The 23,108-nt window shown below is 64.9% G+C and carries 19 protein-coding genes and 6 pseudogenes; 9 read left to right on the top strand and 16 right to left on the bottom strand.

Going from position 1 to position 23,108, the window contains the following annotated elements; genetic code table 11:
- Window positions 1–393: 393 nt before the first annotated feature.
- The 4 genes and pseudogenes from IEY60_RS13355 to IEY60_RS13340 form a co-directional block, all read right to left on the bottom strand.
- Window positions 394–873: pseudogene (locus IEY60_RS13355) on the bottom strand (alpha/beta fold hydrolase); the annotation flags it as partial.
- Window positions 874–1,016: 143 nt separating this feature from the next.
- The gene (locus IEY60_RS13350; RefSeq protein ID WP_268241471.1) at window positions 1,017–1,598 is read right to left on the bottom strand and encodes a class I SAM-dependent methyltransferase; all 582 of its coding nucleotides are present in this window, start codon (window positions 1,596–1,598) and stop codon (window positions 1,017–1,019) included.
- A 14-nt stretch (window positions 1,599–1,612) separates the two neighbouring features.
- A complete protein-coding gene (locus tag IEY60_RS13345) occupies window positions 1,613–2,536 on the bottom strand; it encodes an alpha/beta hydrolase fold domain-containing protein (RefSeq protein ID WP_189027787.1) in 924 nt (307 codons plus the stop codon).
- Between the two features lie 33 nt (window positions 2,537–2,569).
- Window positions 2,570–3,064, bottom strand: a complete 495-nt coding sequence (locus IEY60_RS13340) for a phenolic acid decarboxylase (RefSeq protein ID WP_189027785.1) — start codon at window positions 3,062–3,064, stop codon at window positions 2,570–2,572.
- A gap of 47 nt (window positions 3,065–3,111) precedes the next feature.
- Between IEY60_RS13340 and IEY60_RS13335 the strand changes: the two genes are divergently transcribed.
- The gene (locus tag IEY60_RS13335; RefSeq protein ID WP_189027783.1) at window positions 3,112–3,579 is read left to right on the top strand and encodes a MarR family winged helix-turn-helix transcriptional regulator; all 468 of its coding nucleotides are present in this window, start codon (window positions 3,112–3,114) and stop codon (window positions 3,577–3,579) included.
- A gap of 326 nt (window positions 3,580–3,905) precedes the next feature.
- Here IEY60_RS13335 and IEY60_RS36730 read toward each other — a convergent pair.
- The 4 genes and pseudogenes from IEY60_RS36730 to IEY60_RS13320 all read right to left on the bottom strand — a co-directional run.
- A pseudogene (locus IEY60_RS36730) lies at window positions 3,906–4,112 on the bottom strand (DUF4913 domain-containing protein); the annotation flags it as partial.
- Between the two features lie 21 nt (window positions 4,113–4,133).
- A complete protein-coding gene (locus tag IEY60_RS13330) occupies window positions 4,134–5,876 on the bottom strand; it encodes a phytoene desaturase family protein (RefSeq protein ID WP_229739799.1) in 1,743 nt (580 codons plus the stop codon).
- 108 nt (window positions 5,877–5,984) lie between these two features.
- A pseudogene (locus IEY60_RS13325) lies at window positions 5,985–7,605 on the bottom strand (MFS transporter).
- Between the two features lie 160 nt (window positions 7,606–7,765).
- The gene (locus IEY60_RS13320; protein WP_189027781.1) at window positions 7,766–8,776 is read right to left on the bottom strand and encodes an AurF N-oxygenase family protein; all 1,011 of its coding nucleotides are present in this window, start codon (window positions 8,774–8,776) and stop codon (window positions 7,766–7,768) included.
- A gap of 197 nt (window positions 8,777–8,973) precedes the next feature.
- Here IEY60_RS13320 and IEY60_RS13315 point away from each other — a divergent pair, with 197 nt between their 5' ends.
- Window positions 8,974–9,546, top strand: a complete 573-nt coding sequence (locus IEY60_RS13315) for a TetR/AcrR family transcriptional regulator (protein ID WP_189027778.1) — start codon at window positions 8,974–8,976, stop codon at window positions 9,544–9,546.
- Window positions 9,547–9,803: 257 nt separating this feature from the next.
- Here IEY60_RS13315 and IEY60_RS35720 read toward each other — a convergent pair whose 3' ends face one another.
- Together IEY60_RS35720 and IEY60_RS35715 are read right to left on the bottom strand one after the other, a co-directional pair.
- Window positions 9,804–10,067, bottom strand: coding sequence for an NAD-binding protein (locus IEY60_RS35720; protein WP_229739798.1), 264 nt, complete (start codon window positions 10,065–10,067; stop codon window positions 9,804–9,806).
- 38 nt (window positions 10,068–10,105) lie between these two features.
- A complete protein-coding gene (locus tag IEY60_RS35715; RefSeq protein WP_229739797.1) occupies window positions 10,106–10,264 on the bottom strand; it encodes a hypothetical protein in 159 nt (52 codons plus the stop codon).
- A gap of 293 nt (window positions 10,265–10,557) precedes the next feature.
- Between IEY60_RS35715 and IEY60_RS13305 the strand changes: the two genes are divergently transcribed.
- The 5 genes and pseudogenes from IEY60_RS13305 to IEY60_RS35710 form a co-directional block, all read left to right on the top strand.
- Complete coding sequence (locus IEY60_RS13305; RefSeq protein ID WP_189027776.1) at window positions 10,558–12,717, top strand: MMPL family transporter; 2,160 nt, start codon at window positions 10,558–10,560, stop codon at window positions 12,715–12,717.
- Between the two features lie 83 nt (window positions 12,718–12,800).
- On the top strand, window positions 12,801–13,070 hold the full coding sequence (locus tag IEY60_RS13300; protein ID WP_189027774.1) for a metal-sensitive transcriptional regulator: 270 nt from the start codon (window positions 12,801–12,803) through the stop codon (window positions 13,068–13,070).
- 43 nt (window positions 13,071–13,113) lie between these two features.
- A complete protein-coding gene (locus tag IEY60_RS13295) occupies window positions 13,114–13,359 on the top strand; it encodes a YgaP family membrane protein (protein WP_189027772.1) in 246 nt (81 codons plus the stop codon).
- Between the two features lie 34 nt (window positions 13,360–13,393).
- Window positions 13,394–13,627: pseudogene (locus tag IEY60_RS13290) on the top strand (DUF302 domain-containing protein).
- A 109-nt stretch (window positions 13,628–13,736) separates the two neighbouring features.
- A pseudogene (locus IEY60_RS35710) lies at window positions 13,737–14,100 on the top strand (DDE-type integrase/transposase/recombinase); the annotation flags it as partial.
- Between the two features lie 1,066 nt (window positions 14,101–15,166).
- On the opposite strand, the gene IEY60_RS13285 reads toward IEY60_RS35710, so the two are convergent.
- From IEY60_RS13285 to IEY60_RS13265, 5 genes and pseudogenes are all read right to left on the bottom strand, one after another.
- Window positions 15,167–15,844 carry a hypothetical protein gene (locus IEY60_RS13285; RefSeq protein ID WP_189027769.1) on the bottom strand — a complete coding sequence of 226 codons (678 nt, stop codon included), beginning with the start codon at window positions 15,842–15,844 and terminating at the stop codon, window positions 15,167–15,169.
- Window positions 15,845–16,707: 863 nt separating this feature from the next.
- Window positions 16,708–18,309, bottom strand: coding sequence for an MFS transporter (locus IEY60_RS13280; protein WP_189027767.1), 1,602 nt, complete (start codon window positions 18,307–18,309; stop codon window positions 16,708–16,710).
- A gap of 346 nt (window positions 18,310–18,655) precedes the next feature.
- A pseudogene (locus IEY60_RS13275) lies at window positions 18,656–19,057 on the bottom strand (transposase); the annotation flags it as partial.
- Entirely contained in the window at window positions 18,978–19,493 is a 516-nt protein-coding gene (locus tag IEY60_RS36495; RefSeq protein WP_373291713.1) for a transposase, read from the bottom strand. The gene IEY60_RS36495 and the pseudogene IEY60_RS13275, both read right to left, overlap by 80 nt.
- Before the next feature lie 16 nt (window positions 19,494–19,509).
- Window positions 19,510–20,160, bottom strand: coding sequence for a TetR/AcrR family transcriptional regulator (locus tag IEY60_RS13265; protein WP_189027760.1), 651 nt, complete (start codon window positions 20,158–20,160; stop codon window positions 19,510–19,512).
- A 109-nt stretch (window positions 20,161–20,269) separates the two neighbouring features.
- On the opposite strand from IEY60_RS13265, the gene IEY60_RS13260 reads away from it, so the two are divergent.
- Together IEY60_RS13260 and IEY60_RS13255 are read left to right on the top strand one after the other, a co-directional pair.
- Window positions 20,270–21,697: a cytochrome P450 gene (locus IEY60_RS13260; RefSeq protein ID WP_308426100.1), complete on the top strand. Its 1,428-nt coding sequence runs from the start codon at window positions 20,270–20,272 to the stop codon at window positions 21,695–21,697.
- Window positions 21,694–21,885, top strand: coding sequence for a ferredoxin (locus IEY60_RS13255; RefSeq protein WP_189027758.1), 192 nt, complete (start codon window positions 21,694–21,696; stop codon window positions 21,883–21,885). Before IEY60_RS13260 ends, IEY60_RS13255 begins: the two co-directional genes overlap by 4 nt.
- A 284-nt stretch (window positions 21,886–22,169) precedes the next feature.
- Here IEY60_RS13255 and IEY60_RS13250 read toward each other — a convergent pair whose 3' ends face one another.
- Window positions 22,170–23,093, bottom strand: a complete 924-nt coding sequence (locus IEY60_RS13250; RefSeq protein WP_189027756.1) for an RNA polymerase sigma-70 factor — start codon at window positions 23,091–23,093, stop codon at window positions 22,170–22,172.
- Window positions 23,094–23,108: the final 15 nt, after the last annotated feature.

The following is a 23,108-nucleotide window of genomic DNA, read 5'->3' as shown; positions in this document are numbered from 1 at the left end:
GAATCGGGAAACGCTGTCCGCTTCGCGATACGCGCGGTGGGACAAGGCCGAACCCCTGCTTACCAAATGGGGACCCCGCGAAGAATCGGACAAAGACATCTACGCCGCGCTGTCGCGCTCGCGCACCGTGTTCTACACACCCACCGTCGCGGCTGCCTCACGTGAACTACGCGACGACCTCAAACGACTGCACACCCGAGTCAACAGCTGTATCGACCAGCATGTGGATGCCCAGCCCGGTCCGCAGCCGATGCCCGACTACATCGAGCTGGTCGTCATCGACGAGTCCGAACGCCTCTCCGCCACCGGGATCGAGCACTTGCGCGACCGGTACGACCGCGGCGAGCACGGGCTGCTGTTCATCGGTATGCCCGGCATCGAGAAGACCTTCTCCCACCGTGCCAGTCCATCGCGGGTGGGGTTGTCGGCGAATTCCTGTAGCAGCCGTGACCCCTCGCTCGGTCCGGGACTGAAAATGTTGGTGCCGACACCGCCGATGGCAACGAGCTTGTCGATCCGCGAGGAGTGGTTGATGGCGACGTTCGTTCCGACGACACCGCCCATGGAATTGCCGACCACGGCAGCGGATTCGATCCCCAGCGCATCCATGAAACGGATGACGGAGTCGTCGGCTGCGAGGACCGGATGCCCGCCTACGGGGTCGCTGACGCCGAAGCCGGGGAACTCGAGGGCATAGCAGTGATAGTGTTCGGCGAAGGCCGCGAGATTGCCGCGGTAGTTTCGCCAGCCGCTGACTCCGATTCCGGATCCGTGTAGCAACACCAACGGCGGCCCGTCACCAACCTCGTGATAGCGCAGTACCCCCTTCTCGGTGTCGACGTCTCTCAGGGTGCTCTCGTATGTCAGATCCACACATCCAGATTGGAACACGTTTCAGTTTCTGCGCAGCGTGGCAGTGAGCGGCTGCCCGAGTCCGAGATGCGTTCAGCAACTGCCTCGAGACACTGAGACTGTCTGGAACCCAACGAGTCTCGACAGAGGCTCACCGGGTTGACTCAAACCGACTGTTCGGGGGCCAGATCTTGGGCGGAGGGCAGTGCTGGCGGTTCGCTGATGACACTGATGCGGAAACCGGCCGCGGTGAAGGCCTCGGTCATCGCGTGCAGCGGTCGGTCCCAGAAGCTCAGTTGGGCGGTCTGCCCGCCCATGGTCCATTCTTCGGTCCGGTTGCGGGTCTGGAAATAGTTGGTCTCCTGCCCGGCCAGGCACTGGCCGAGAGAGTTTGCGAAAGGATGCTCGACCGAGGCGATGAGTCGTCCGCCGGGAGCCAGCACGCGTCGCAGCTCGGCCGGTGTCGGTCCCCAGTCTTGCAGGTAATGCAGCACCAGAGACGCAACGACGTCGTCGAACGCGCCGTCAGGAAACAGCAGCGGATCTGCCAGATCAGCGACTCTCAGGTCCGCGTCGTCGCCGAGGCGTCGTCGGGCCTGCTCGAGCATCCCAGCGCTCGCGTCGATGCCGGTCACGACAGCGCCCCGATCGCACACTCTCACTTGCCACCCGCCCCCGGACGGCGTCCGTGGTCCGGGCGGATGGTCGCCAGGTACTTGGACTGCGAGATTCCTCGCGCTGCACAAGGCGCGCTGAACGGTCAGGAGTGGGGTTTCGTGGTGTCGTCCATGGCGCGGCGGACTTGTTCGACGAGCAGGCGGTACACGTTTTCGGTGATGGTTCGGCTGTTCGGGTCGTAGAGGTTGTAGGCGTGGTCGACGTCGGGGACGTCGTAGTGCAGCGTCAGCGCTCCTGCTTTCCTCAGGGCGTGCGCGAATCGCACGCCTTCGTCGCGGAGCCGGTCCAGCGCACAGGTGATCACGACGGCGGGCGCGATCCCGGCGATGTCGCGGGAGTTCTCGCCCCATGCCGGGGAGGCCAACGCGTCGCGACGTGTGAGTGGGTCGGGAATGTAGGCGGTGTTGAAGATTTCGCACAGCCATGGCGTGATCATGGCTTGCGACGCCCGGGCGTTCTTATCCTTGCCCGGGGTGACCAAATCCAGTGGGGCATAGTGCACGACCTGCAGACGTAACCGCGGCGTGCCGAGGTTACGCGCCAGCCGCGCCGCGCCGGCGGCGATCGCACCTCCCGCGCTTTGGCCTCCGACGCACAGTCGCGTTCCGTCCCAGTGCTGCCCGGTGGCAGCGGCCCAACTCAGTACGTCGTAGGCCTGTTCGACGGGGACCGGGAACCGATGGGTGGGAGCCAGCGCGTAATCGACGTTGACGACGGCGATTTCAGCGTACGCGGCCAGGTAGCGACACCATGGATCGTCCTGCTCGTAGTCACCGAGGACGTATCCGCCGCCGTGGAAGTTGACGTATACCCCGCGGGCGGGTCGGTGGCGTGGCGGGTGGTAGACCGTTGCGCGCACCTCGCCGTGGCGGGTTGGAATGTCCAGTTGTGTCGTGGCCGCCGCGACGTCACCGAAGCGCAGGGCGGGGGCGGGCCGCAGACGCTTGACTCGTTGCAGGAGCCACGCCGCGAGATCAGCGACGGGAGGCGTCGAGAGAACCGACATCCGAGATTCCTGGCCCTAGGAGATAGTGCGGCATCAATCTTGCCCGTCGCGGCCCGGCGGGGCCGTGTCGATCACCGATTCGTCGTCAATGCCGACGTACTCGAGCAGGGTGATGGTGGCGAATTCGGGCACGACGTGGGTCGGGTACGTGGGTCCCTGGTTGCGATAGGTGCGCATCAGCTCCAGGTGATCGTTCTGGTACAGAACGGTTTTCGCCGGATTGTCGGCGACCCAGCGAGGGAAGAAGATCGTTCCGTGCAGCCGTCGTTGGCCGGGCATCACGTTGACCACGACCGAGGTCCCGGTGGGCTCGTGCCAGGAGATCTTATGGACGTCGTCAGCGAGCTGGACCAAGTCGACGGTTTGGTCGCGAACCCAGCGGCCGCCAACCATTCCCGAGCGGATCCGGTAGTCGATGGTCGTGGCGTTCTTGACGTACATCTCGTAGGTCCAGCCGTTGTCGTAGGTGTAGACGAACCGGCGCCCGATCAGAGTGGATCGGGAAGGCTCCTGGCCATCTACGCGCATGCCAGTAGTATTGTCACAAAACTATTTTGCTACAAGGAGTACTTGCAGTGAGAGAAACCACATCTTCGGCGCGGGAGTTCGCCCAGCTCCTGGGCCCGCTTCGACGTGCGGTGCTCAAGTCGACACGACAGGCCGCGGGGCTACCCGAGCTCTCCGAACCGCAGATCGAGGTGCTACGCCTGCTGTCGAGCGAGGGACCGGTGGCACCCTCGCGCATAGCGGGCGCGCTACAGATGGCATCCTCGACGCTGAGCAACTTGCTCAAGGCGATGACCGACGGCGGGTTGGTCGAACGCGCCCGGCGAGCCGATGATCAACGGCGAGTCGACGTCGCGATTTCGCCGTTCGCCCGGGAACTCCTGAACACCTACGACGCGACCAGCCTGCGAACCATCGAAAACTTCCTCGACGAGCTCGCCGACCACGAGCGGGCGGCTTTCGATGCCACTGTCCCCGTCCTGCGCCGCATGTGCGCCGCCTTCGCCGCCACCGAGCGCGCAGCGACCCACGGGTAGAGAAGACGGAAATGGCAGTTTCCCACCAGAGTTGGTGCGCCCAGTAGTGTGCGGCTTCTGCGCCGTCGACGCCGAGCAGCACCCCGATCTGAGCACTGCGGCGCCGCAACGTGTTCACCACATTCTCCACCGCGTTCAGCTGCTGCTGCGATCCCTGCGCTGGCGTGAATTCGCTGTAGGCGGGGTGGATTCCGCAGAAGCGCGCCAACCGGTCGTAGTCGGCTCCCAGTCCCACAACAACGCATCCCGGTCGATCGGGGTCGTCGACCCGGGTGCCCCGAACCAGTTCGCTGGGATCGGTTCGGCGGATAGGCCCGGTCTGTTGACATGCTGGTCGGGGGTGCAGCGGTGCAGGGCCCGTTGGCGGCGTCAAGAATGTGGGCGACGTGCGGGTCGAAGTGCGAGAGCGGGAAAGTGCTCAGCCTCGACCCTGCCTTGGAGCGACGCCTCGCCTCGAACGCGGCATGAGGTGTGCGCGGTCTTTCGGCTGAGCCACGAGCATCGCGACGTCGAGGATGGGCTCGGCGCGCCAGGACAGGGTGCGTTGGATGCCGTTAGGGCTCCTGCCCCGCCACAGCGCTCATCCCCCGGGTCGTGGAGAGCGGATCGAAATCGCCCGACCACACGGATAAGGCGGCAGGATCAGCGATGACGGCACCGGAATTGATCTCGGTCACCAGATCCCGCTCGGTGACGGCCGCTGCCGCGTGTACTCCGCTGAGCATGGCGCCGACGGTTCCTGGGCCCCAGCGAGTGCTCGTGCCGGCGAGGAAGAGTCCCCCGATCGAGGTCGATGAGCCCGGACGCAAGCTCGCGAACTGATCGATGCTGACCTTCAGCCCGAACGGTGCTCCACCGCTGTTGCCGACAAAGCGCGTCTGTGTGGCGGGCGACCCCAACTCCGCGAGCTTGATATGGGCCGATGAACCCGGAAACGCTTGTTCCATACGCTCAGCCATGCCGTCGAGCACGATCGTCTTGACCTGTTGATAGGTGCTGCTCGCACGGTAATCACCGGTCGTGAGGTCGTAGCCGTCGAAGCCCCAGAGCCGGGGATCGAAGGGAGTGATCGTTTGGACCTCGACGGTCGAGTTGGCGGTAGGTGCCGCGCGCCTATTGCCTGGATCCCGCCGTGAAGACGACTGGACGAACATCGGCTGCCTGGCCGCCATCTGTCGCGCCCACTCGGTCCCGTTGCCGGCAAAGCCGCTACCGTCGATCAACTGTCGCGACATACGTACCAGCGACCACAGGGACGTGGCATCCGCCCAGGTAGGTATCGCGAAGTAGTTGCTGTTGGGCTGCACGCCGGTGTCGAACTCGATACCGAAGAAGCCGTTGATGAGTGGTCGCGACATGGACCAACTCTTGACCCGGGCGCGTTGGGCGAGCGGCAGGTTCTCCAGGCCGACGAGTTCGGTGAAGGTTTTGATGATGTCGGCGTCGGAAACCACGGTCGGCGCGAGGATTGTTTCCCCGTCCCGCAAGCGGACGCCGGTCACCGTTCGGCCGGCGAGCGTGATCGCGGAGACTCGGGCGTTGGTGCGTATTTCACCGCCGTGGGAGGTGATCACTTCGGCGAATCCGGCAGCTAGCATCTGCCCTCCGCCCTCCGGGTAGAACGAGCCGCTGCCGACGTAGTCCTGCAGAAAACCGGCCATCGCCACGGTCGGAATCTCCAGCGGTGTCGAGGCCAGGGCTCCGCACTGGACCGACAGCGCGAGAATCGACCGTGGCGAGAACCCGCAGGTCGTGAGGAACACAGCAAAGGGCATAGCCGCGAAGAGTGCCGCTCGGCCCGACCGTGCCAGAGCACGCCCCGCCGCCGCATGGGACGAGACCGTGGAACGGTTGGCGATTTCACCCAGTCGACGCATGACCGAGTGATAGCGCTGCACCGCGGCCCGCTCCGTGGGGAAGGCCTCGAGCAAACTCGACAGGTAGGCATCCCATCCCACCGGCACCGCGAGTTCGAAGTCAGGCCCGATGATGCGATCGAACCCACTCTGGTCCATCGGGAGCCAGTTCAACCGGTCATCGAGCGCCAGGCCACGCATAATCGTCGAGACGATCCCGTCAGGCCCGCATTCAGCGAGATAGTGGACCCCGCAATCGAATTCCCAACGCCCTCGCCTGCGGAACACATGTGAGGATCCGCCGAGCGCGCTGTACTGTTCCAGGACCAGAACGCGCTTGCCTGCAGCGGCCAGGTACGCTGCCGCTGACAGACCGCCCAGCCCTGATCCGATCACAATCGAGTCGTACTGTGCCGGAGTGGATTTCGACGGTGACATCATCGTGTTTCCCTTCTCAGTGAGCTCGTGAGGTGCGAGCTGATCGATCAGCCGGTGCCGACGAACAGGCCGGGTAGAAGATGCGACGAGTTCGTACGGTTCGCACCCCGCTCATGGATTGCTCCTCTCTTTCCATGCGAGGAGCACAGATCCGTCCGCGGGTTTCCACGGCAGGAAGATGGCGATGACGACCGCGACGAGCAGTGATGCCGATACGGTGACATAGGACGCGAGCTGGAAGCCCTCCAAGGACGCGGCTTTCATCGCGTAGATCAGATCGGCCTTCTGCTGAGCGAAGGCGGGGTTGGTGGGCCGCTTGACCATTTCCAGTACGGCGATGACACTTTCGCGAGCAAAGCTCTTCTCGTTCGCAGTCATCAGGAAGTCGGGGATGGCATCGATGCGTGGGCCGACCTTGGTCGTATACACCGACGCCACGATTGACCCCAGCACCGCGACCCCGAGAGTGCCGCCCGCCTCGCGGGTGGTGTCGTTGACCGCCGAACCGGCTCCCGCCTCGTCGAGAGCCACCGACGACATGATCGATTCCGTCGCCGGACCCTGCACGATCGCCAACCCCAGCCCCATCAGCACCATCGAGACCAGCACAGGACCCATATACGGCGTCTCCACATTCACCTGACCGGCGATGAACATCCCGACACTCATCACCACCAGACCGAAGACAATGACCGCGGTGGTACCGACCTTCTGGGCGATGAGTGTCGCCAGTGGGGCACCGACCGCGATAGCCACGGCGAATGGCAATGAATGCACACCGAACTGCAGCGGCGACAACTCCATCACACCCTGGAAGTACTGGGTGATCATGAACAAGAATCCGAACATGGAGAAGTAGGCGACCATGATCGCCACCGCAGGCAGGGAAAATCGCCGGATACGGAACAGGCTCATGTTCAGCACCGGCGAGCTGGTTCGCATCTCCCACCGGACGAACACCGCGAAGCAGACCACCGCGAAGACAAAGCCGACCAGGCTGATCGGGGAAAGCCAGCCCTGATTCGGTGCCTCGATAATTGTCCACACCAAGGCGGTGACGCTCAGCAGCGACAGAGCGATGCCGACGACATCGAGCCTGCCGGTGTGTGCGGCCCTCGACTCCGGGACCAGTAGGCGAGCAAAAACCAAGATGACCACGGCGACCGGGATATTCACCCAGAATACCGAGTGCCAGGAGAAGTGCTCGAGTAGCCAGCCGCCAGCAGTGGGCCCGATCGCGATAGCGAAGCCGGCCATCGCGGTCCACGCGGCGATAGCGATAGCCCGTTCCTTGACGTCGGTGAAGATGTTGATGATCATCGCCAAAGTCGCCGGGAAGACAGCGGCGGCGAACACTCCCATCGCGGCACGAGCGGCGATCACCTGGCCGAGATCGGTCGCCGATGCGCCACCCACGGACATGATGGCAACGCCTACCAGTCCGAGCATCATCACCTTGCGTCGGCCGAAGCGGTCGCCGAGATGACCGAACGCCAGCAGCAGGCCCGCGAAGGTGAGCGTGTAGGCATCGACCACCCACTGCAACCCGCCGAAACTGGCGTGCAACTGCACGCCCAGAGACGGCAATGCGACGTTGAACGACGGTGTTGTCGAGCACCACAAGCAATTCCGCAGCGCAGATGACGACCAGGGCCAGCCATCTCCCCTGCCTGCTCAGGACTGACGTCTGCGTTGCCCGCTCGGCTGGTTCCACAACAGGTGGGTGGGGCATGATGGGATCGACTCCTCGTCAATGCGATGGGGGCGAGCTCGGGAGGGTGGCTGCCGACCCGGCTGAGCCCATGGGCTCAGCCCGGGCCGACAGCCACAAAGGTGCTGGCGGCGGCGGCTCAATTCCGCGACAGCACCGGCTTGGACGGGAACGCCAAGGATCAGGACGCCGTGCGCCGGAGGGGTTCGGATCGGAAGCGGGTGGTGGGCCCGTCGATACCGAGTACCTTCCACATCCGACGGGAGATCGGGTTGAGCAACCCGATCTCAGCGGCTAGTGCGCGGACATCTGCGAAGAAGTCGGCGAAGGCCTGTCTCGAATCCGGCGAGCCGTAGAACACTTCCCTGCGCACCGAGTGGGGGATGCCGGCCTCAGCGAAGAACGCCCGCGGCGGGGTGACGATAGCTCGGCCGAGCGCGAACATGATGATCGGCAAGGCCATCGACAAGCCCAGCTTGTGAACCGGATTGGCTTGCGGCACGCGCTGTTTGAGGAATTCGTGTGCGAACGAGATGTGGCGTGCTTCCTCGGCCACGTGGATGGCCATCACCGAGCGCATGATCGGATGCACCTCCTCGCCGGAGCGCAGGATCGCCTTCTGGATGTGATCGATGGGCTCCTCACCGGCCAGTACACCCATGAAGAACAGGTTCGGAAACAACGCTCCGGCAGGCCCGACCACGTATCCGAGCAGCGTTTTCAACCATGGGGTCATCCCGGGCACGTCGATACCGATGCGGTTGACCATCTCCTGGAACATCAGGTTGTGATTGCACTCCTCGATGATTTCGTGAGTGCAGTACCGGAACTCCGGCGAGCCGTTGGGCAGCCGGTAGGTGTGCTGGATCATGCCGCTGATCAGCAGCAGCTCGAACTGCAAACCGACCTTCGCGATATTGGATTGACGATACTTGCCGATCGCGATCTGGCGCTCGCGCGGCAACGCCCGATACCAGCGGTGAGGTCCCAGCATCTCACCGGACACCGTCAGGATCCAGCGCTCAGGCGCGGCGTCGGCGTCGAAATCCGGATCCTCCCAGTCGATATCGAGATACGGGTCGAAGCGCCGGTGCACCGAACCCTCCGACAACAGCGACAACGCGTCTGCGTATGCCCCGGCCTCGCCTACGAGATCGTCACCCACCCGGATTTCGTTCAGTTCGATCGCCATTGATCTCTCCTCGCACGATTGTATGTAACTGCCCGTCACACTATGGCTAGGCTAGTAGAACAGATGGTCTGCCGCAAGCGGAGATCGCCTCGGCATCCAGGGTTTTTCAGATCGGCAACACCGAAGAGAGCACCAATTGGTCTACTTTTAGGATCGCCGCTAGGCTTGTGGTCTGGTACCGAGGCGGGGAGAGACTCATGGCTGCGGACGCACGGCGGCGGTTGATCGACAGCGCGATCGAACTCATCCGACGCCGAGGAGTGGCCGGCACCGGGGTGGCCGATCTACTCGAGCACAGCGGCACCGCTCGACAGTCGATCTATAAGCACTTTCCCGGAGGAAAGACCGAGTTGATCGAGGAGTCCGTCCGGACCGCGGGGGCCTGGATCGAACAGATGATCGAGCAGATGGCCGAAGCGCTCTCCCCACCGGAAATGCTGGACGCGTTCGTCGAGTACTGGAAATGGGTGCTGGTGACCAGCGACTACCAGTCCGGATGCCCGATAGCCGCCGCAGCATACGGCGGCAGCGAAGCACCAGGCGCCCGAGAACTTTCCAGCCAGGCATTCCGACGCTGGGAACAGCACCTTGCCGAGAAAGCTATCGCACAGGGCGTACCGGAACGGACAGCTCAGAGCCTCGCGACGATGACAATCGCGGCAATCGAAGGCGCGGTCATGATGTCGATCGCAGACCACAGCATCGCGCCCCTCATCCGCACACACGACCAACTCCGCGAACTGCTCCAGATCCATCTCGAAGCGCCTTGATCACGCACCGATCCAGGGACAGCGGCAAGGTCGGCAGCTGGCCACCTAGAGCGGACAACCGCTTCGATCCTCAATCGCCCACCCAAAGAACGAGGGTCATCCGCGGTCGCATGTGGATGCGACCCGTCTCGATCCAGCAGGATCGGCAGCCCGACGAGACACACAGCAAGCCCAACGAGCACGCAGGTGCTGCGGTGCCGGAGTTCGCTTCGGGATGCTCCAGGTACCAGATCGAACTCTTTGCCAGCCAGAAACTTTCACCGGCGACAGACCGATATCAGGCGATTAGCCGGCATCTCGGCAGCGACCGGCGCCGCCATCTCGACATCCAGCGGCGCCGGCGCCGCCACCTGCGTACCGCGTTCTACCACCGTGGTCGAGATTCCCCGCCACACCAGGTTTTCGGCCAGCTCCACGCCGATGAATCCGGCACCGACGACCACCACCGACCGCGCGTCGGCCACCGCCTCAACCATGCGGTCCACATCCTCGACATCCCGCAACACCAGCGCGCGTCCCACTCCGGGGACAGGCCGCACAACCGCTGACGCACCGGTACTCACACCAGCTCATCGAAGGATTCGACATACTCGCGAGCTGTATCCACCTCATGGACGATCACCGTACGTGCGACCGGATCCACCGCGACGACTTCATGGCGCACTCGCACGTCCAGGCGAAACCGCGCGGAGAGCCCCTTCGGGGTCTGCAGCAGCAACGATTCCCGCTTAGGGATCACGCGCCGACGTAGTAGGGCAGACCGCAGTTCGCGAACGAGACGTGATCGCCACGCTCGAAAACGACGATCTCGGCCGATTCATCCAGTCGACGCAAACGCGCAGCTGCCGACATACCCCCCGGCAACCCCACCAACGATCACAACTCTCATCTCGCGTCTCCTAGCGGTCTCGGCACGGCCTGTGCCGCATGCCACTCTTCCGATTTTTATACCCCAGGGGGTATCTTTGGCTCGACAGTCAATATACCCCCAGGGGTATGAAAGGAAGAATGATGAGCGACTCTCTGACGGTTTCCCCAGCTCGAAGCACGGAACCGCCGGGCATATCCGGCGGTATCCTGGGTCGGCTCGGCGCGACGATGGCGGGCCGGTCCAGGCTCGTTGTCGGCGTGTGGCTCGTGCTGCTGGTCGCCCTCGGCTCCGCCGCACCGAGCGTGTTCGACTCGCTCGCAGGGGCAGGCTGGCAGGCCAACGGTTCGGAATCGGTGCGCGTGCGCGAGCTGGCGCAGCAGCACTTCGGAGGCAATTCCTCAGCGGCGGTGCAGGTCGTCGTCCATTCCGACGCCTACACCGTCGACAGTCCACAAGTTCAGCAGGCTCTCGAAGAGATCGGCACCGTGTTCGAAGGGGATTCCCGCTTCGGCGAGGTGATCGCACCACAGCCCGGGATGTCCATCAGCCCGGACGGACACACCGGCATCCTCATCGCCGGCGCCAACGCCTCCACCGACGACATGGTCAAAGCCGTCGACGAACACAAGGAAGCGCTCACCGCGGTGTCGGGGGACGGGATCGACGTCTACCCGACCGGCGCCTCAGCGCTGTGGAGCGACTTCAACAAGGCCAACCATGACGCCATGATCAAGGCCGAGTTGTTCTCGTGGCCAGTCACATTGGCGATCATGGTGCTGGCCTTCGGGTCGATGGTCGCCGCCGGGCTGCCGCTCCTGCTGACCCTGGCGGGGCTGATCGCGTCCGCGGGCGGATTGGTCCTGCTGAACCAGGTCACCCCGATCTCGGTGTGGGCGATGAACTTCGCGATGATGTTCGCCCTCGCGCTGGGCATCGATTACGCACTGTTCATCGTTGCCCGTTTCCGTGACGCGCTCACCACCGCACCGAATTCCAGAGCAGCCGTCGCCGAGACCATGGACACGGCAGGGAAGGCCGTTGTGCTGTCCGGACTCACCGTCCTGGTCAGCCTGTCGGCCGTGCTGATCGTGCCGGCACCAGCCGTGCGCACCATGGCGGTCGGCATCATGTTCGCGGTCACATTCGTTCTGCTCGCCACCATGACGCTGCTGCCGGCGGCACTGGGCGCCCTGGGCAGCAAGGTCAACGCGGGCGCACTGCCGTACGCCAAGCGCCAGCAGCACCGCTCACCGCGATTCGAGGCGTGGGGCAAGTTGCTGCACGACAAGCCCTGGCCGTTCGCCATCGGCGCACTACTCGTGCTGATCGCGCTGTCGGTGCCTGTCGTCGGCCTGAAGGTGGCGATGCCCTCGATCCAGGTCGTGCCCGATGACGCGCCGGTCCGGCAGGGCTACGAACTCGTGCAGGCCCAGATGGGCGAGGGTGCGCCGGGCATGATCCAGATCATCGCCCCGACAGGTGAGGCCACACAGGTCGCCGAAGCCGCCAGAACCGTCGACGGCATCAGCATGGTCACCCCCGCCCAGCCCGCGACCGACGGTAGCGGCCTGGTCATGATGCAGGCACTGCCCGACGTCGACCCATCGGACGAGCGGATGGGCGACATCCTGGACGACCTGCGTGACACCATGCCGGCCGACGCGCTGGCAGGCGGTGCTCCAGCCGAGAACCTGGATTTGCAGGACGCCCTGGACAAATACCTGCCGATCATCGTCGGAATCATCCTGGTGCTGGGCTTCGCACTGTTGCTGATCGCACTCCAGGCGCCGTTGATCGCCGTGCTGGGCACCGTGGTCAGTCTGCTGTCGACCGCCGCGGCGTTCGGGGTCGCGCGCCTGATCTTCCAGGACGGCCACAGTGCGGGCCTGCTCGGATTCACTCCGCAAGGGTTCCTCGACGGCTGGGGGCCGGTGTTCTTCTTCGCGATGATCTTCGCCATCGCGATGGATTACACAGTGTTCCTGCTGGCGACCGCCAAGGAGCACTACGAACACTCCGGTGACCCCGAGATCGCGCAGGTCGACGGGATGGCCCATTCCGGCCGGGTGATCTTCGCCGCCGCGGCGGTCATGGTCGCGGTGTTCTTCACCTTCGCACTCGCCGAGCCGCTGCCACCCAAGGAGATGGGAATCATCCTCGGCGTGGCGGTGATGCTCGACGCCTTCGCGGTCCGGCTGGTGCTCCTGCCCGTGCTGCTGCGCTTGACCGGCCACGCCGCGTGGTGGTCCCCCGCGTGGCTGCGCAAGGTTCTCCCCTCCATCAGCTTCGCCCACCACTGAGATCACATCCACGGGCTCGCCGCCGGCGGGCCCGTGGATACCCCCGGGGGTATGCGGGGTGAACCACACAGAAAGGCACCACCATGGTCGGCAACGAAGAGACTATCGCCCAGGTCCTCAACCGCCTTCGCCGCGCGAACGGACAGCTCGCCGGCGTCATCTCGATGATCGAACAGGGCCGCGACTGCAAGGACGTCGTCACCCAGCTCGCCGCCGTTTCACGCGCCCTCGACCGCGCCGGGTTCAAGATCGTGGCGACCGGCTTGCGGGAATGCCTTACCGGAGACACCGCCGACGGCTCGGAACCGATGACCGAAGCCGAGCTGGAAAAGCTCTTCCTCGCCCTCGCCTGATCACACAATGTGCTGGCGAGCAACATGATTGGATGAATTGCCCATGCCGAATCTCCCCCGACACCAGGGCTGGTCGATCGAGCGCCTCGTGCCGCTACTCGCAGGCGCCTTCGTTCTGATCAGCGTCCTGCTCGCGGTCACGTTTTCGCAGTGGTGGCTGATCTTCACCGGTTTCGTCGGCGCGAATCTGCTGTTCTACAGCGCCGTCGGCTGGTGCCCCGCGACATTGCTGCTGCAGCGCGCCGGCGTTCCGGCCACCTCCGCCGACTGCCCGACACCGCGTCGCTGACGACGAACATCCACCGACCGAAACGCTACCGATCATGAGCCCGGCAGTGTCCACCACCGTTCACACGAGCTTCGACGAAGCTGTCGAACTGATTCGAACCGCCCTGTCCGCATAAGGGTTCGGAGTTCTCACCGATATCGATATGAAAGCCACACTGAAGGCCAAGATCGGTGCAGACATCGAGGACTACCGCATCCTCGGCGCCTGCAATCCGCCGCTGGCCCACCGCGCCGTCAGCGCCGACCGGGACTGCTGCACGGACTGGTGACATCTGATCTGCGGTGCCGGGAGGCACTGCTGGAAGGATGTGTCCTGTGCCCAAGCCGTATCCCAAGGAGTTCCGCGCGGGCCAGCCGATGGCGTCGCGGACCGCGTGGCGGATCTGTTCGACCAACAAATGGTGGAGCAGTTTCGGTAGGAAACGCGGCTCCGAGTACAGCCGTTCAGGTCCACCGGTCCATGACGACCTCGTCGAGCGGAAGTTCACCGCTTGTTCACCAAATAGGTTGTGGCTCACAGACATTACCGAACATCACACGAGTGAAGGGAAGCTCTATCTGTGCGCGGTGAAGGACGTGTTCTCGGACCGAGATCGTGGGCTACTCGATCGACTCGAGGATGAAAGCGCGCCTCGCCGTTGATGCTCTGGGCTCGGCTGCGGCCCGACGCCGCACGGTCGGCGACCAGTTCGCTGGTTGCGTAGTTCACAGCGACCGCGGGTCGCAATTTCGGCGCAGACGATCTTGTTCAGGCGGTTCGAGAGGACCGTCGCGAATCGCAGATCGGCGATTTCAAGCATCGACCTCTCCTCCCTTCGTATCGGGCTGCTTGGATGCGATAGCACCTACAGCGTGCCCGCGGAGACCAGGGCATGCGATTGGTTAAACCCAGGCGACCTGTAGTCCGAATCCGGCGGCTGCAATCGCCTCTCTGGCAACCGCTTCGGGCGGTGACATCGGTCGTGTCAATGCCACCGCCCTTGGAGAGATGTACTGAAATCGGCGGTTGCGGACGTTTGTCAGATCTCGATCCGGCGTTTCCACCATGGGAGGTCGTGCGGGGCGAATGGGTCGCTGACCGTCCGGGCGATGACGCGATTGTCGAGCGGTCCGAGCTCTCTCCTCAGTTCTCGTTGGGCCCGGGGCCGGAGAGAACCGGCGGCCCGCTCGAGCAGCGTCCTGACGTGGTAATCGCCGCTGCGTAGGTTCGAGTCGTCATGTCCGTAGTCGGGTGCCAGGTCTCGACGTGAACGCCGACCCGTGTCGGCCCATCGTCGGAAGGCGTGGGCGACGGAACCGGGGTGCAGGCCGTGGGAGCGTTCGAAATCGGCGATCTGGCGATTCGCGGCGGGCGAGAGCCGTTGTATGACAGGAGGTGTCCGGTAGATAGCTGCAGGTCGGGGGTGTGCGTTGTGTCGCGGTAGCCGTGACCTGATCTCACCCGGTGATCGGCGAGGCATGGGGGAACTTCCAGGGGACCGGATATTGCAGGGTTCCCGCTGACTCTAGCGGCATGTAGCTGCTGGTCTCGATGGCACCAGTCCCGCCAGTCGTCACCTCAACAGGTGCCGCTGGATTCCGGCGAAGACTACTACCCCCTTTCGTGACGCCGACGCAGTTCGACGAGCTCTCGCCGGTAACCAACCGGGGACGGTTGGACTGTGGCCCATCCTGAAAATCGGCATGAGCGCGTCTCCAAAGGCCCAAGATGGTCTCAGGCCGTTGGCCTCGGGAGTGAGCGCCGTGACCGCTTCGAACCGCGCGCATCGCGGCAATAGAGTGCGTTCGCCAGCCAGTCATTCCCCCGCTCAGCTCTCGGCGAGGACCGCAGCATCCACATACCGTGGATCACGGGCGATCGCGGCGAAACTCGACTCGCCGTCGGCGTCAACCGATTCCTCCACCTCGGCCAACCGGACGAGTAGATCGAAATAGCTCGCCTCGGCCGTCCGCAACTGCGCGATCGCCGCCGTGAGGTCGATATCGGCGGCGAAACGCGCCCCGTCGACACCGACCAACAGGGTCGCCAGCCATCCGTCCGAATCGGCCGCGAACATCGCCCCGCTGGTTTCTGCCCAGAACAACACCGCGCTCGGCGCCATTTCAGAGCTCAACCGCCCTGCCGCGGCGAGCATCACCAGCGCGGTATAGATGTTCGCCTCACAGAACCCGAAGTGCATCAAATACGCCTCGAGCGCTCCCGCCCGATACCTCAGTACATAGGTCAGCCCACCGGTGTCCTCCCCGAAACAGTCGGCGAAATACTCTCGAGGCGTCATCCCCTCCTCGGCCTGCCGCCAATCCGGCGCCTTCCCGTCCCAGAACCACCGGTCATACATCGCGCCGTGATTGTCGATGGACTCCGGCCCCGGCGCCGGTGTCTCCAGCCACCGCTCGAATGCCTCCCGCCCCATGGGAATTCGAGCGGCAATGACAAACGTGTCCGACACAACCGGCTCCTCATCGATCTCGACGGCGCCCACCATCGCGGGCCCCGCGCCATCCTAAGATCTCGCCGCCTCCGCCTCGGCGGCCTGATCATCGATCGCTGCTGAGGCGACGCTGGCCACGGGCCGCCGCCAGCTCCTCGATACCGCCTTCAACGGGACCACGCCTACCGACGAGCAGCTCGGCTCCGTCGAGGTACCAAGCCTCGGAGATCACCGTTCAGCAGCTCCGCACGTGGTGCGCCGAATTCACCTGAGCGCACCAACCTGCGACTATGCCTGCGCGACCCGCAATCGAGGCAGTCCGGCGCCGAGCAACTCGCCTGACCCGGTCGACTCCGAGTTCAGGCCGGCCAGAACTCGTCCGAATCGCCGCGGCGAGGATCACCACCGCGATACCGACACCGAGCGATGACGGATCGAACATCGCGGCAATGCCGTTGGCTCCGATGAACCCGGCAGTCCCGGCCGCGGCCATCCGACCGTCCGGGTTACCCGACCACACTCGAATCGCGATGACCCCGAACACCACCGCCGCCCCGCGCACGGTGAGGGGTGGACGTGTTGCAGTCATGGACGCCCCGAATGTCGGCCACTGAACCGATTTTTCGCCACGGTATCAGTCCAGCCCAGGCGGCGGTCGGCCGTCGACGCCGTTCTAACGCTGAAACACGCTCGCACTGAGGCAATCTCGGCATCGAGCTGAGCGATCCGGTCGGCGTCAGAGTGCCCTGGGCAACCGAATTCGGCCGACGCTTCCGGCAACGGTACGGAGAGGGGATGTCAGGTCACCGCGCCAGAACGTGCCGGGTACGTCGCGTCGCTTTCGCCACCGCTGCCACACCGCGCGGGCCTGCCTGTGTGGCACACGGCAATACCGGCCTGTGTCACGGCAAGGGAGGTCAGAGCAGCCCGGGCGTGGTGCCCGGTGCTGCGGGCGGTGCGTCGGGTTCGCGCACCATCCGGAACGAATTGAGCAGCCCGAGCAGTGCGGCGAGGATCGGCACGAGCAGCGCCGCCTGCAGCGCGAGTGGCCGTGCGTCGGTGTTGATCCGGACGATCTCCTCGCGGATCGCCGGGGGCTGACCAGCGAGCAGGGACTCGAGTTCGGTGTTGCTCATGACCTGCGCGTCGTCCTCGAGGACCTGGGCGACGTGCTCCTGCTCTGCGGGTGGGAGCACCTCGCTCGACTTCGCCATCGCGGTGAAAGTGAGCGATAGCGTGGCCAGCATGACCGCGCCGGCGAACGCCAGACCGAACGAGAGCCCGAACGACCCGGCGGCGGAGTTGGTGCCCGAGGCTTCGCTGACTCGTTCCTCCGAGATCGGCGCGAGGGTGTAGTTGTTCAACTGCGAGACGAGCAGACCCAAACCCGCGCCGGCGACGACGAGCGGCGCCAGCAACGCCCACCCGAACTCGGCGCGGGGCACCAGCGGGACGAGCACCGCGATGCCGACGGTGACCAGGACGAAACCCCACCGGATGATCGTCGCCGAACGCCGAGCCCCTGCCCACTTCCCCGCGAGCAGCGCCACGGCGAACATGCTCAGCGACAACGGAGCCAGCGACAGGCCCGCCTGCATCGCGTTGTACTCGAGCACCATCTGCAGGTAGATCGGCAGAGCGATCATCGTGCCACCCAAAGCGATCTGCTGGAGCATCTGCCCGGTGACCCCGAGCCGGAACACCCTGGACCGGAACAGGTCCGGATCCATCAGAGCGGGTTCGCCCCGCCGCTTCCGGCGAATCAGCCAGTACGCGAGCCCGATCAACGCCGCCGCACCGACCACCAGCAAGGCCGCGACGGCCTCGCCACCTTCCTGCCACACCAGGATCCCCAGCACAATGCCACCCATGCCCACGACCGACAGCGCGGCACCGACCACATCCACTCCTCGCGCCCCCGTGTAGGGCACGTCGCGAACCAGCCCGATACCCGACAGGACGACGGCGATGATCACCACCTCGAGCGCGAACCCGACGCGCCACGACAGGTAGGTCGTGACGAAGCCGCCCAGCAGTGGTCCCACAGCGGCGGCGATCGCGGCCGCCGCGCCGACGAGTGCGTACACCTTCTTCTGCGCGGCCCCGTGGAAGTTGCCGTGCACCAGTGACTGCATGGCGGGCAACAGCAGAGACGCACCGATGCCACCGACCACGGCCCACAGGACGATCACCGTGGTCAGACTCTGCGCGAACGTCATCGCGGCCGCCCCGGTCGCGTAGCCGAGCAGGCCCAGCACGTAGGCGCGTCTGCGGCCGATCAGATCCCCGACTTTGCTGCCGATCAGGATGAAGGCCGCCGACACCAACGCCTCGAGCGCGATCGCGGACTGCACACCGCTGACGGTGGTGTCGAGGTCGCGCACCACCGCCGAGATCGACACGTTCATCAGCGAGGTGTCCACGACGAGGACGAACATCGCCATCGCCAGCAGGACCGCCAGCAGCCGTCCGCTACCCGACCACTGATCAGCACCCCCGGAAACCGCCCCGTCGACCATGGCAGTCCCACCACCTCGCTCGTCGTGAACCGGTGGCAACCGGTTCGGGCCAACCCACTGTTGAACCAGACAGTAGGCCCCTCGAGACCCCGAAACCCGCAACCAGCCACCAACCGTTACGACTGGCCCACTTCGTCGCCTACGAGCCCGCCTCGCCCGGTCCGGGTGTTGCCGAGGGCTCGCTACCGGCAGGTCGATGGGTCGGCGCAGGCTGTGAGCTCGCACGGGAAACGACGAGGACCGCACCGACCCACCGCTGTCATCTCGGCCGTCCGGCGTGCACCGCGGCTGTCAGAGACCTATGTTCGGTGCAGCGCACCGCTCAGCACCCCAATCCAGTGCGGGGTCACCGACGTTGGACCGGAGCCGGATTCGACGTGAATGCAATCGCCGATGCTTGGGATCGTGTGGCGTCCGCAGCGGCGCCGATCTGCGCTCCTGGCGCGTCGGAGAACAGGCCAGGCCTGGCCTTATCGAACGCCCGCTCGACCACATTGCGACCCTGGTAGGCATCGGAGTCGAACCCGGGCGGGCGTCCACCGTCACGTCCGCGTCGTTTCCGGTTGGCGACCTGATCAGACCGTTGCGGAATTACCACCACGATTCGCTTGCTCCGCAGCAGTTTTCGGTTCGCCGCCGAGGAATACGCCTTATCGGCCAAAACCCGATCAGGGGTGCGTCGCGCCGGACCACCGACCAGCTTCGGGACCACGATCGAGTCGAGTACCGCGGATATCATCGGGCAATCTGCGGCCTGGCCCGCGGGTGATCAACACCGCCAAACCCCGGCCGTTGCCGCCGGTGGCCAGATGAGCTTTGGTAGTCCGCCCGCCCCGAGACCGGCCGATCCCGTGATCAGCCGGCGCATGGCTCACCATCCGGGCCGGAAACCGCGCCACCACCACGACCGATGTTGGCGCCGTGTTGATGCACCCGCACGATCGTCGAATCGACCGCAACCACCCAACCGAGTTCCCGGTCGCGTCCGCGACCGCGGTCAACGCGACCAGCACCCGATCCCAGGTGCCGTCGGCGGCATAGCGGCGGTGCCGTTTCCATACTGTCTGCCACGGGCCGAACACCTCGGGCAGGTCCCGCCACGGCATCCCGGTTCGCAAGCGGAACAACATTCGCTCAACTCCCAGGCGGTTGTTGGGACATGTCCTGGCAGCCGAAGGTTCCACCGTCCAGTGCGCGCATTCAATGCGCCAATCGGGCGGCCATCGTGGTCAGGTTGTCGGCAAAGGTCAGCACGAATTCGACGCACAGGTTGATCAGTTCGTCGCGGCTGATGTCCATACCGCCGTCGAGCCAGGCCAGGACCAATTCGGCGGCGCCGCCGGTGATCATCAGAGAGACCGCACGGACCAGGGTTTCACTGCCGGCCGGCGGGTCGAACAGTGCGCGTTCCTGTTCGGCGACGACGTCGGCGATAGTGCGCATGGCGGCGGCGCGGCGGCGCATCAGGATTTCGCTGCCGTGCGCCTCGGCGAAAGCGATTCGGGCGCGGCGAGGATCGTCGACGACGGAATTGAGGATGGCGGTGACGGCTGCCCGCGTTTTGGCTGCGATGTCATCCGGTGCGGCGGCGAGTGCGTCCAATGAGCTGCGGATCGCGGTTTCGATGATCTCGTCGTGTACGGCGGCGGCGAGTGCGTCGAGGTCGTCGAAGCTCTCGTAGAAGAACCGCGGACCGACCTTGGCCTGTTCGCAGACTCCGCGCACGGTGGTCGCAGCCCAGCCCTGGGTGCCGATGATGTCGAGGGCAGCGTCCATCAACCGCCGGCGGCGTTCGTCGCGTCGCTGTTCGGCCGAGGTGCCGCGATAGATGCCGGTCGCTGCCCGTGTCACAACCCTCAGTATGCCGCATCAGAAACGGGAATCAATCGTTTACGGAAACGACTGATTCCTGTATGCTCCAAGTCACACCACATCGCAACGGTGCGAGAGGACAACGAAGATGATGTCGACCCTGGGCCGACGGGCCAAATCCGCCGTATCCGCTATTGCCGAGCGATATCCTTCGCAGACCCGCGCGCTGGCAGACCCGCTGCCCGGCAGCGGATTACGTCCGATCATGGGCGATTACGGTGTCCCGCTCATCGGGCACGCAATACCCGCGATGAGCGACAGTCTCGATTTCGCCCGCCGCCGTTTCGACAAGTATGGGCCGGTGCACTGGGCCGGACTTGTCGGGCGACGCGTTGTCATGGTCGCCGGACCGGAGGCCACCGAAGAGGTACTCGCCGACCGCGACAAGGTGTATTCCGCGCAGCGCGGCTACACCTTCTTCATCGGCCCGTTCTTCCACGGCGGCATCCTGCTGCGCGACTTCGAGGAACACCGCTACCACCGTCGGATTTTGCAGCAGGCCTTCACCCGGCCGCGGTTGGTCGGCTATCTCGATATCACCAGCCCGGCCATCGAGCGCGGTATGCGCGACTGGACACCGAATCGCGATTTCCAGCTCTATCCGGCGGCCAAACGCCTGCTGCTCGGCTTGTCCTCGGAAGTGTTCATGGGGGCGAATCTCGGCTCGGAGGCCGCCCGGCTGGAGCGGGCGTTCATCGATGCGGTGCGTGGCGGCCAGGCGCTGGTGCGCACGAATCTGCCCGGCGGTCTGTGGGCACGCGGACTGCGCGGGCGCGCAGTGCTGGAAGATCACTGTCGCCGCGAGCTGCCTGCCAAACGCGCGGGAAATGGCGAGGATCTGTTCAGCGTGTTGTGCCGCACCGCATCCGAGGAGGGCCATACATTCACCGACCAGGATATCGTCGACCATCTGATCTTCGTCCTGCTCGGCGCGCACGACACCAGCACGATCGCGGTGTCGATGATGGGGTATCAGCTCGGATTGCATCCCGAATGGCAGGACCGGCTGCGCGCCGAATCGCAGGCGTTGGGCAAGGAGTCACTCGACTATGCCGATCTGGACCGGCTGCCGACCATGGATCTGGTCTTCAAAGAGATTCTGCGGATGTACTCCCCTGTCGGGCAGCAGATCCGCGAAACCGTGCGGGATACCGCGATTCAGGGGCAGTTCGTACCCGCCGGCACCTTGGTGATGATCGGGTCGTACTCGGCCATGCGTCAGGCCCGCTGGTGGAACGACCCCGACGTGTTCGATCCCGAACGGTTCACGGCCGAACGGCACGAGGACAAGGCTCACCGCTATACCTGGGCCCCTTTCGGTGGTGGCGCACACAAATGCATCGGACTCTATTTCGGCGGTATGACAGTCAAGGCGATCATGCACCGCATGCTGTTGCACTACCGCTGGACCGTGCCCGCCGACTACACGCCGCCGATGGGCTGGGCAACCGGCCCTGTCCCCCTCGATGGCCTACCCATCCGACTCGAACACCTCGGCGCCTCGGTGTCCGCATGAAGATCGCCGCCGACCGCACCCGTTGCGAGGGCCACGGCATGTGCGAAGCATTGCTACCCGACATCTTTCGGGTGGACGACGAAGGCAACGTGACGGTGCTGACGGACCAGGTAGCAGAAGACGAACTCGACGACGTGCGGCTGGCGGTCGACAGCTGCCCGGTGGAGGCTCTGCGCCTGTTCGACTGAAGCACACTCGCGCCGGGGTTGTCGATGATGCCGCCGGAGACATCCTGGTTGTGTGGCAGACCCTGATCATGAACAGGGAGCGACGGATCGATCAGTGGCGGCCAGCGCCGCGAACCACGCACCGGCGGCGGGGGCGAATCGAACCCCTGACCCCCACGCTGACGAGCGTCCGCCACCGCCGATACCCGTCCAGGCGCTGACGTAGACGGTCGCGCTGACCGTGGTTTTCTCGACGATCACCATTCGTGGTCGACGCAGGCGCTGAACCATGGGCCGATGATGTTTCACGGCGCGGCGGACTCCCCCGCAACAGCGACGACATGGGCGATATGACCGAGCTTCGCGGGGTTGAACACCCAGTAGAGCCGGTCGATCGTCTCGTCGTCGGCCGCACCGACCCCGAGCCAGGCGATGGGGGCTCCGTCGCAGCTGATCACCACCGACGCGCGACCGTTGGCGTCGACCCAGTCGATGGCGACCCCCGTCCAGAAGTGTGAGGCGAACGCGGCCACGTACTTCGCCACGCGCGTCCGTCCGAATACCGGAATGCGCGAGGCATTGCGCACCGCGCCGCCGCCGTCGGAGTAACTGGCGACATCGGTGGCGAAAAGCGCCTCGAGTTCATCGAATTCACCGGCGCGCGCGGCATTCAAGAAGGCAGCGAGCAGACGTCGCTGATGCACGGTGTCGACTGATACCCGCCGGTCGGACTCGATGGCCTGGCGTGCCCGGCTCACCAGCTTCCGGGCGGCTGGTTCCTTGATTTCGAGCACTTCGGCGATCCGGCCGTAGGGGTAGTCGAAAGCTTCCCGCAGGACGAACGCCGCCCGCTCGGTCGGCGTCATCTTCTCCAGGACAACCAGGACCGCGGTCTCCAATGCCGCGGCGCGCTCCGCGCCGAGCGAGGGATCAGCACTGGTGTCCACAGGCTCGGGCAGCCACGGACCGATATAGGTCTCCCGGCGGACCCGCGCTGTCTGCGTGGCATTGATCGCCTGCCGGGTGGTCATGGTGACGAGGAACGCCTCCACATCACGCACGGAATCGCGGTCGGCGTAGGACTGCCACTTCACCCAGACGTCCTGGACGATGTCCTCGGCGTCGGCAACGGTGCCGAGCATTCGGTAGGCGATGCCGAACAGCCGTCCCTTCTGCGCGGAGAAATCGTCGACCGCTTTTCCCAGGTCGGTACCTGCGGGTCCACTCATCGCGCGGTCGTTCCG

It is taken from the genome of Nocardia rhizosphaerihabitans (assembly GCF_014646295.1).
GTDB lineage: Bacteria > Actinomycetota > Actinomycetes > Mycobacteriales > Mycobacteriaceae > Nocardia > Nocardia rhizosphaerihabitans.
This window is presented reverse-complemented; position numbering and strand designations above follow the sequence as displayed.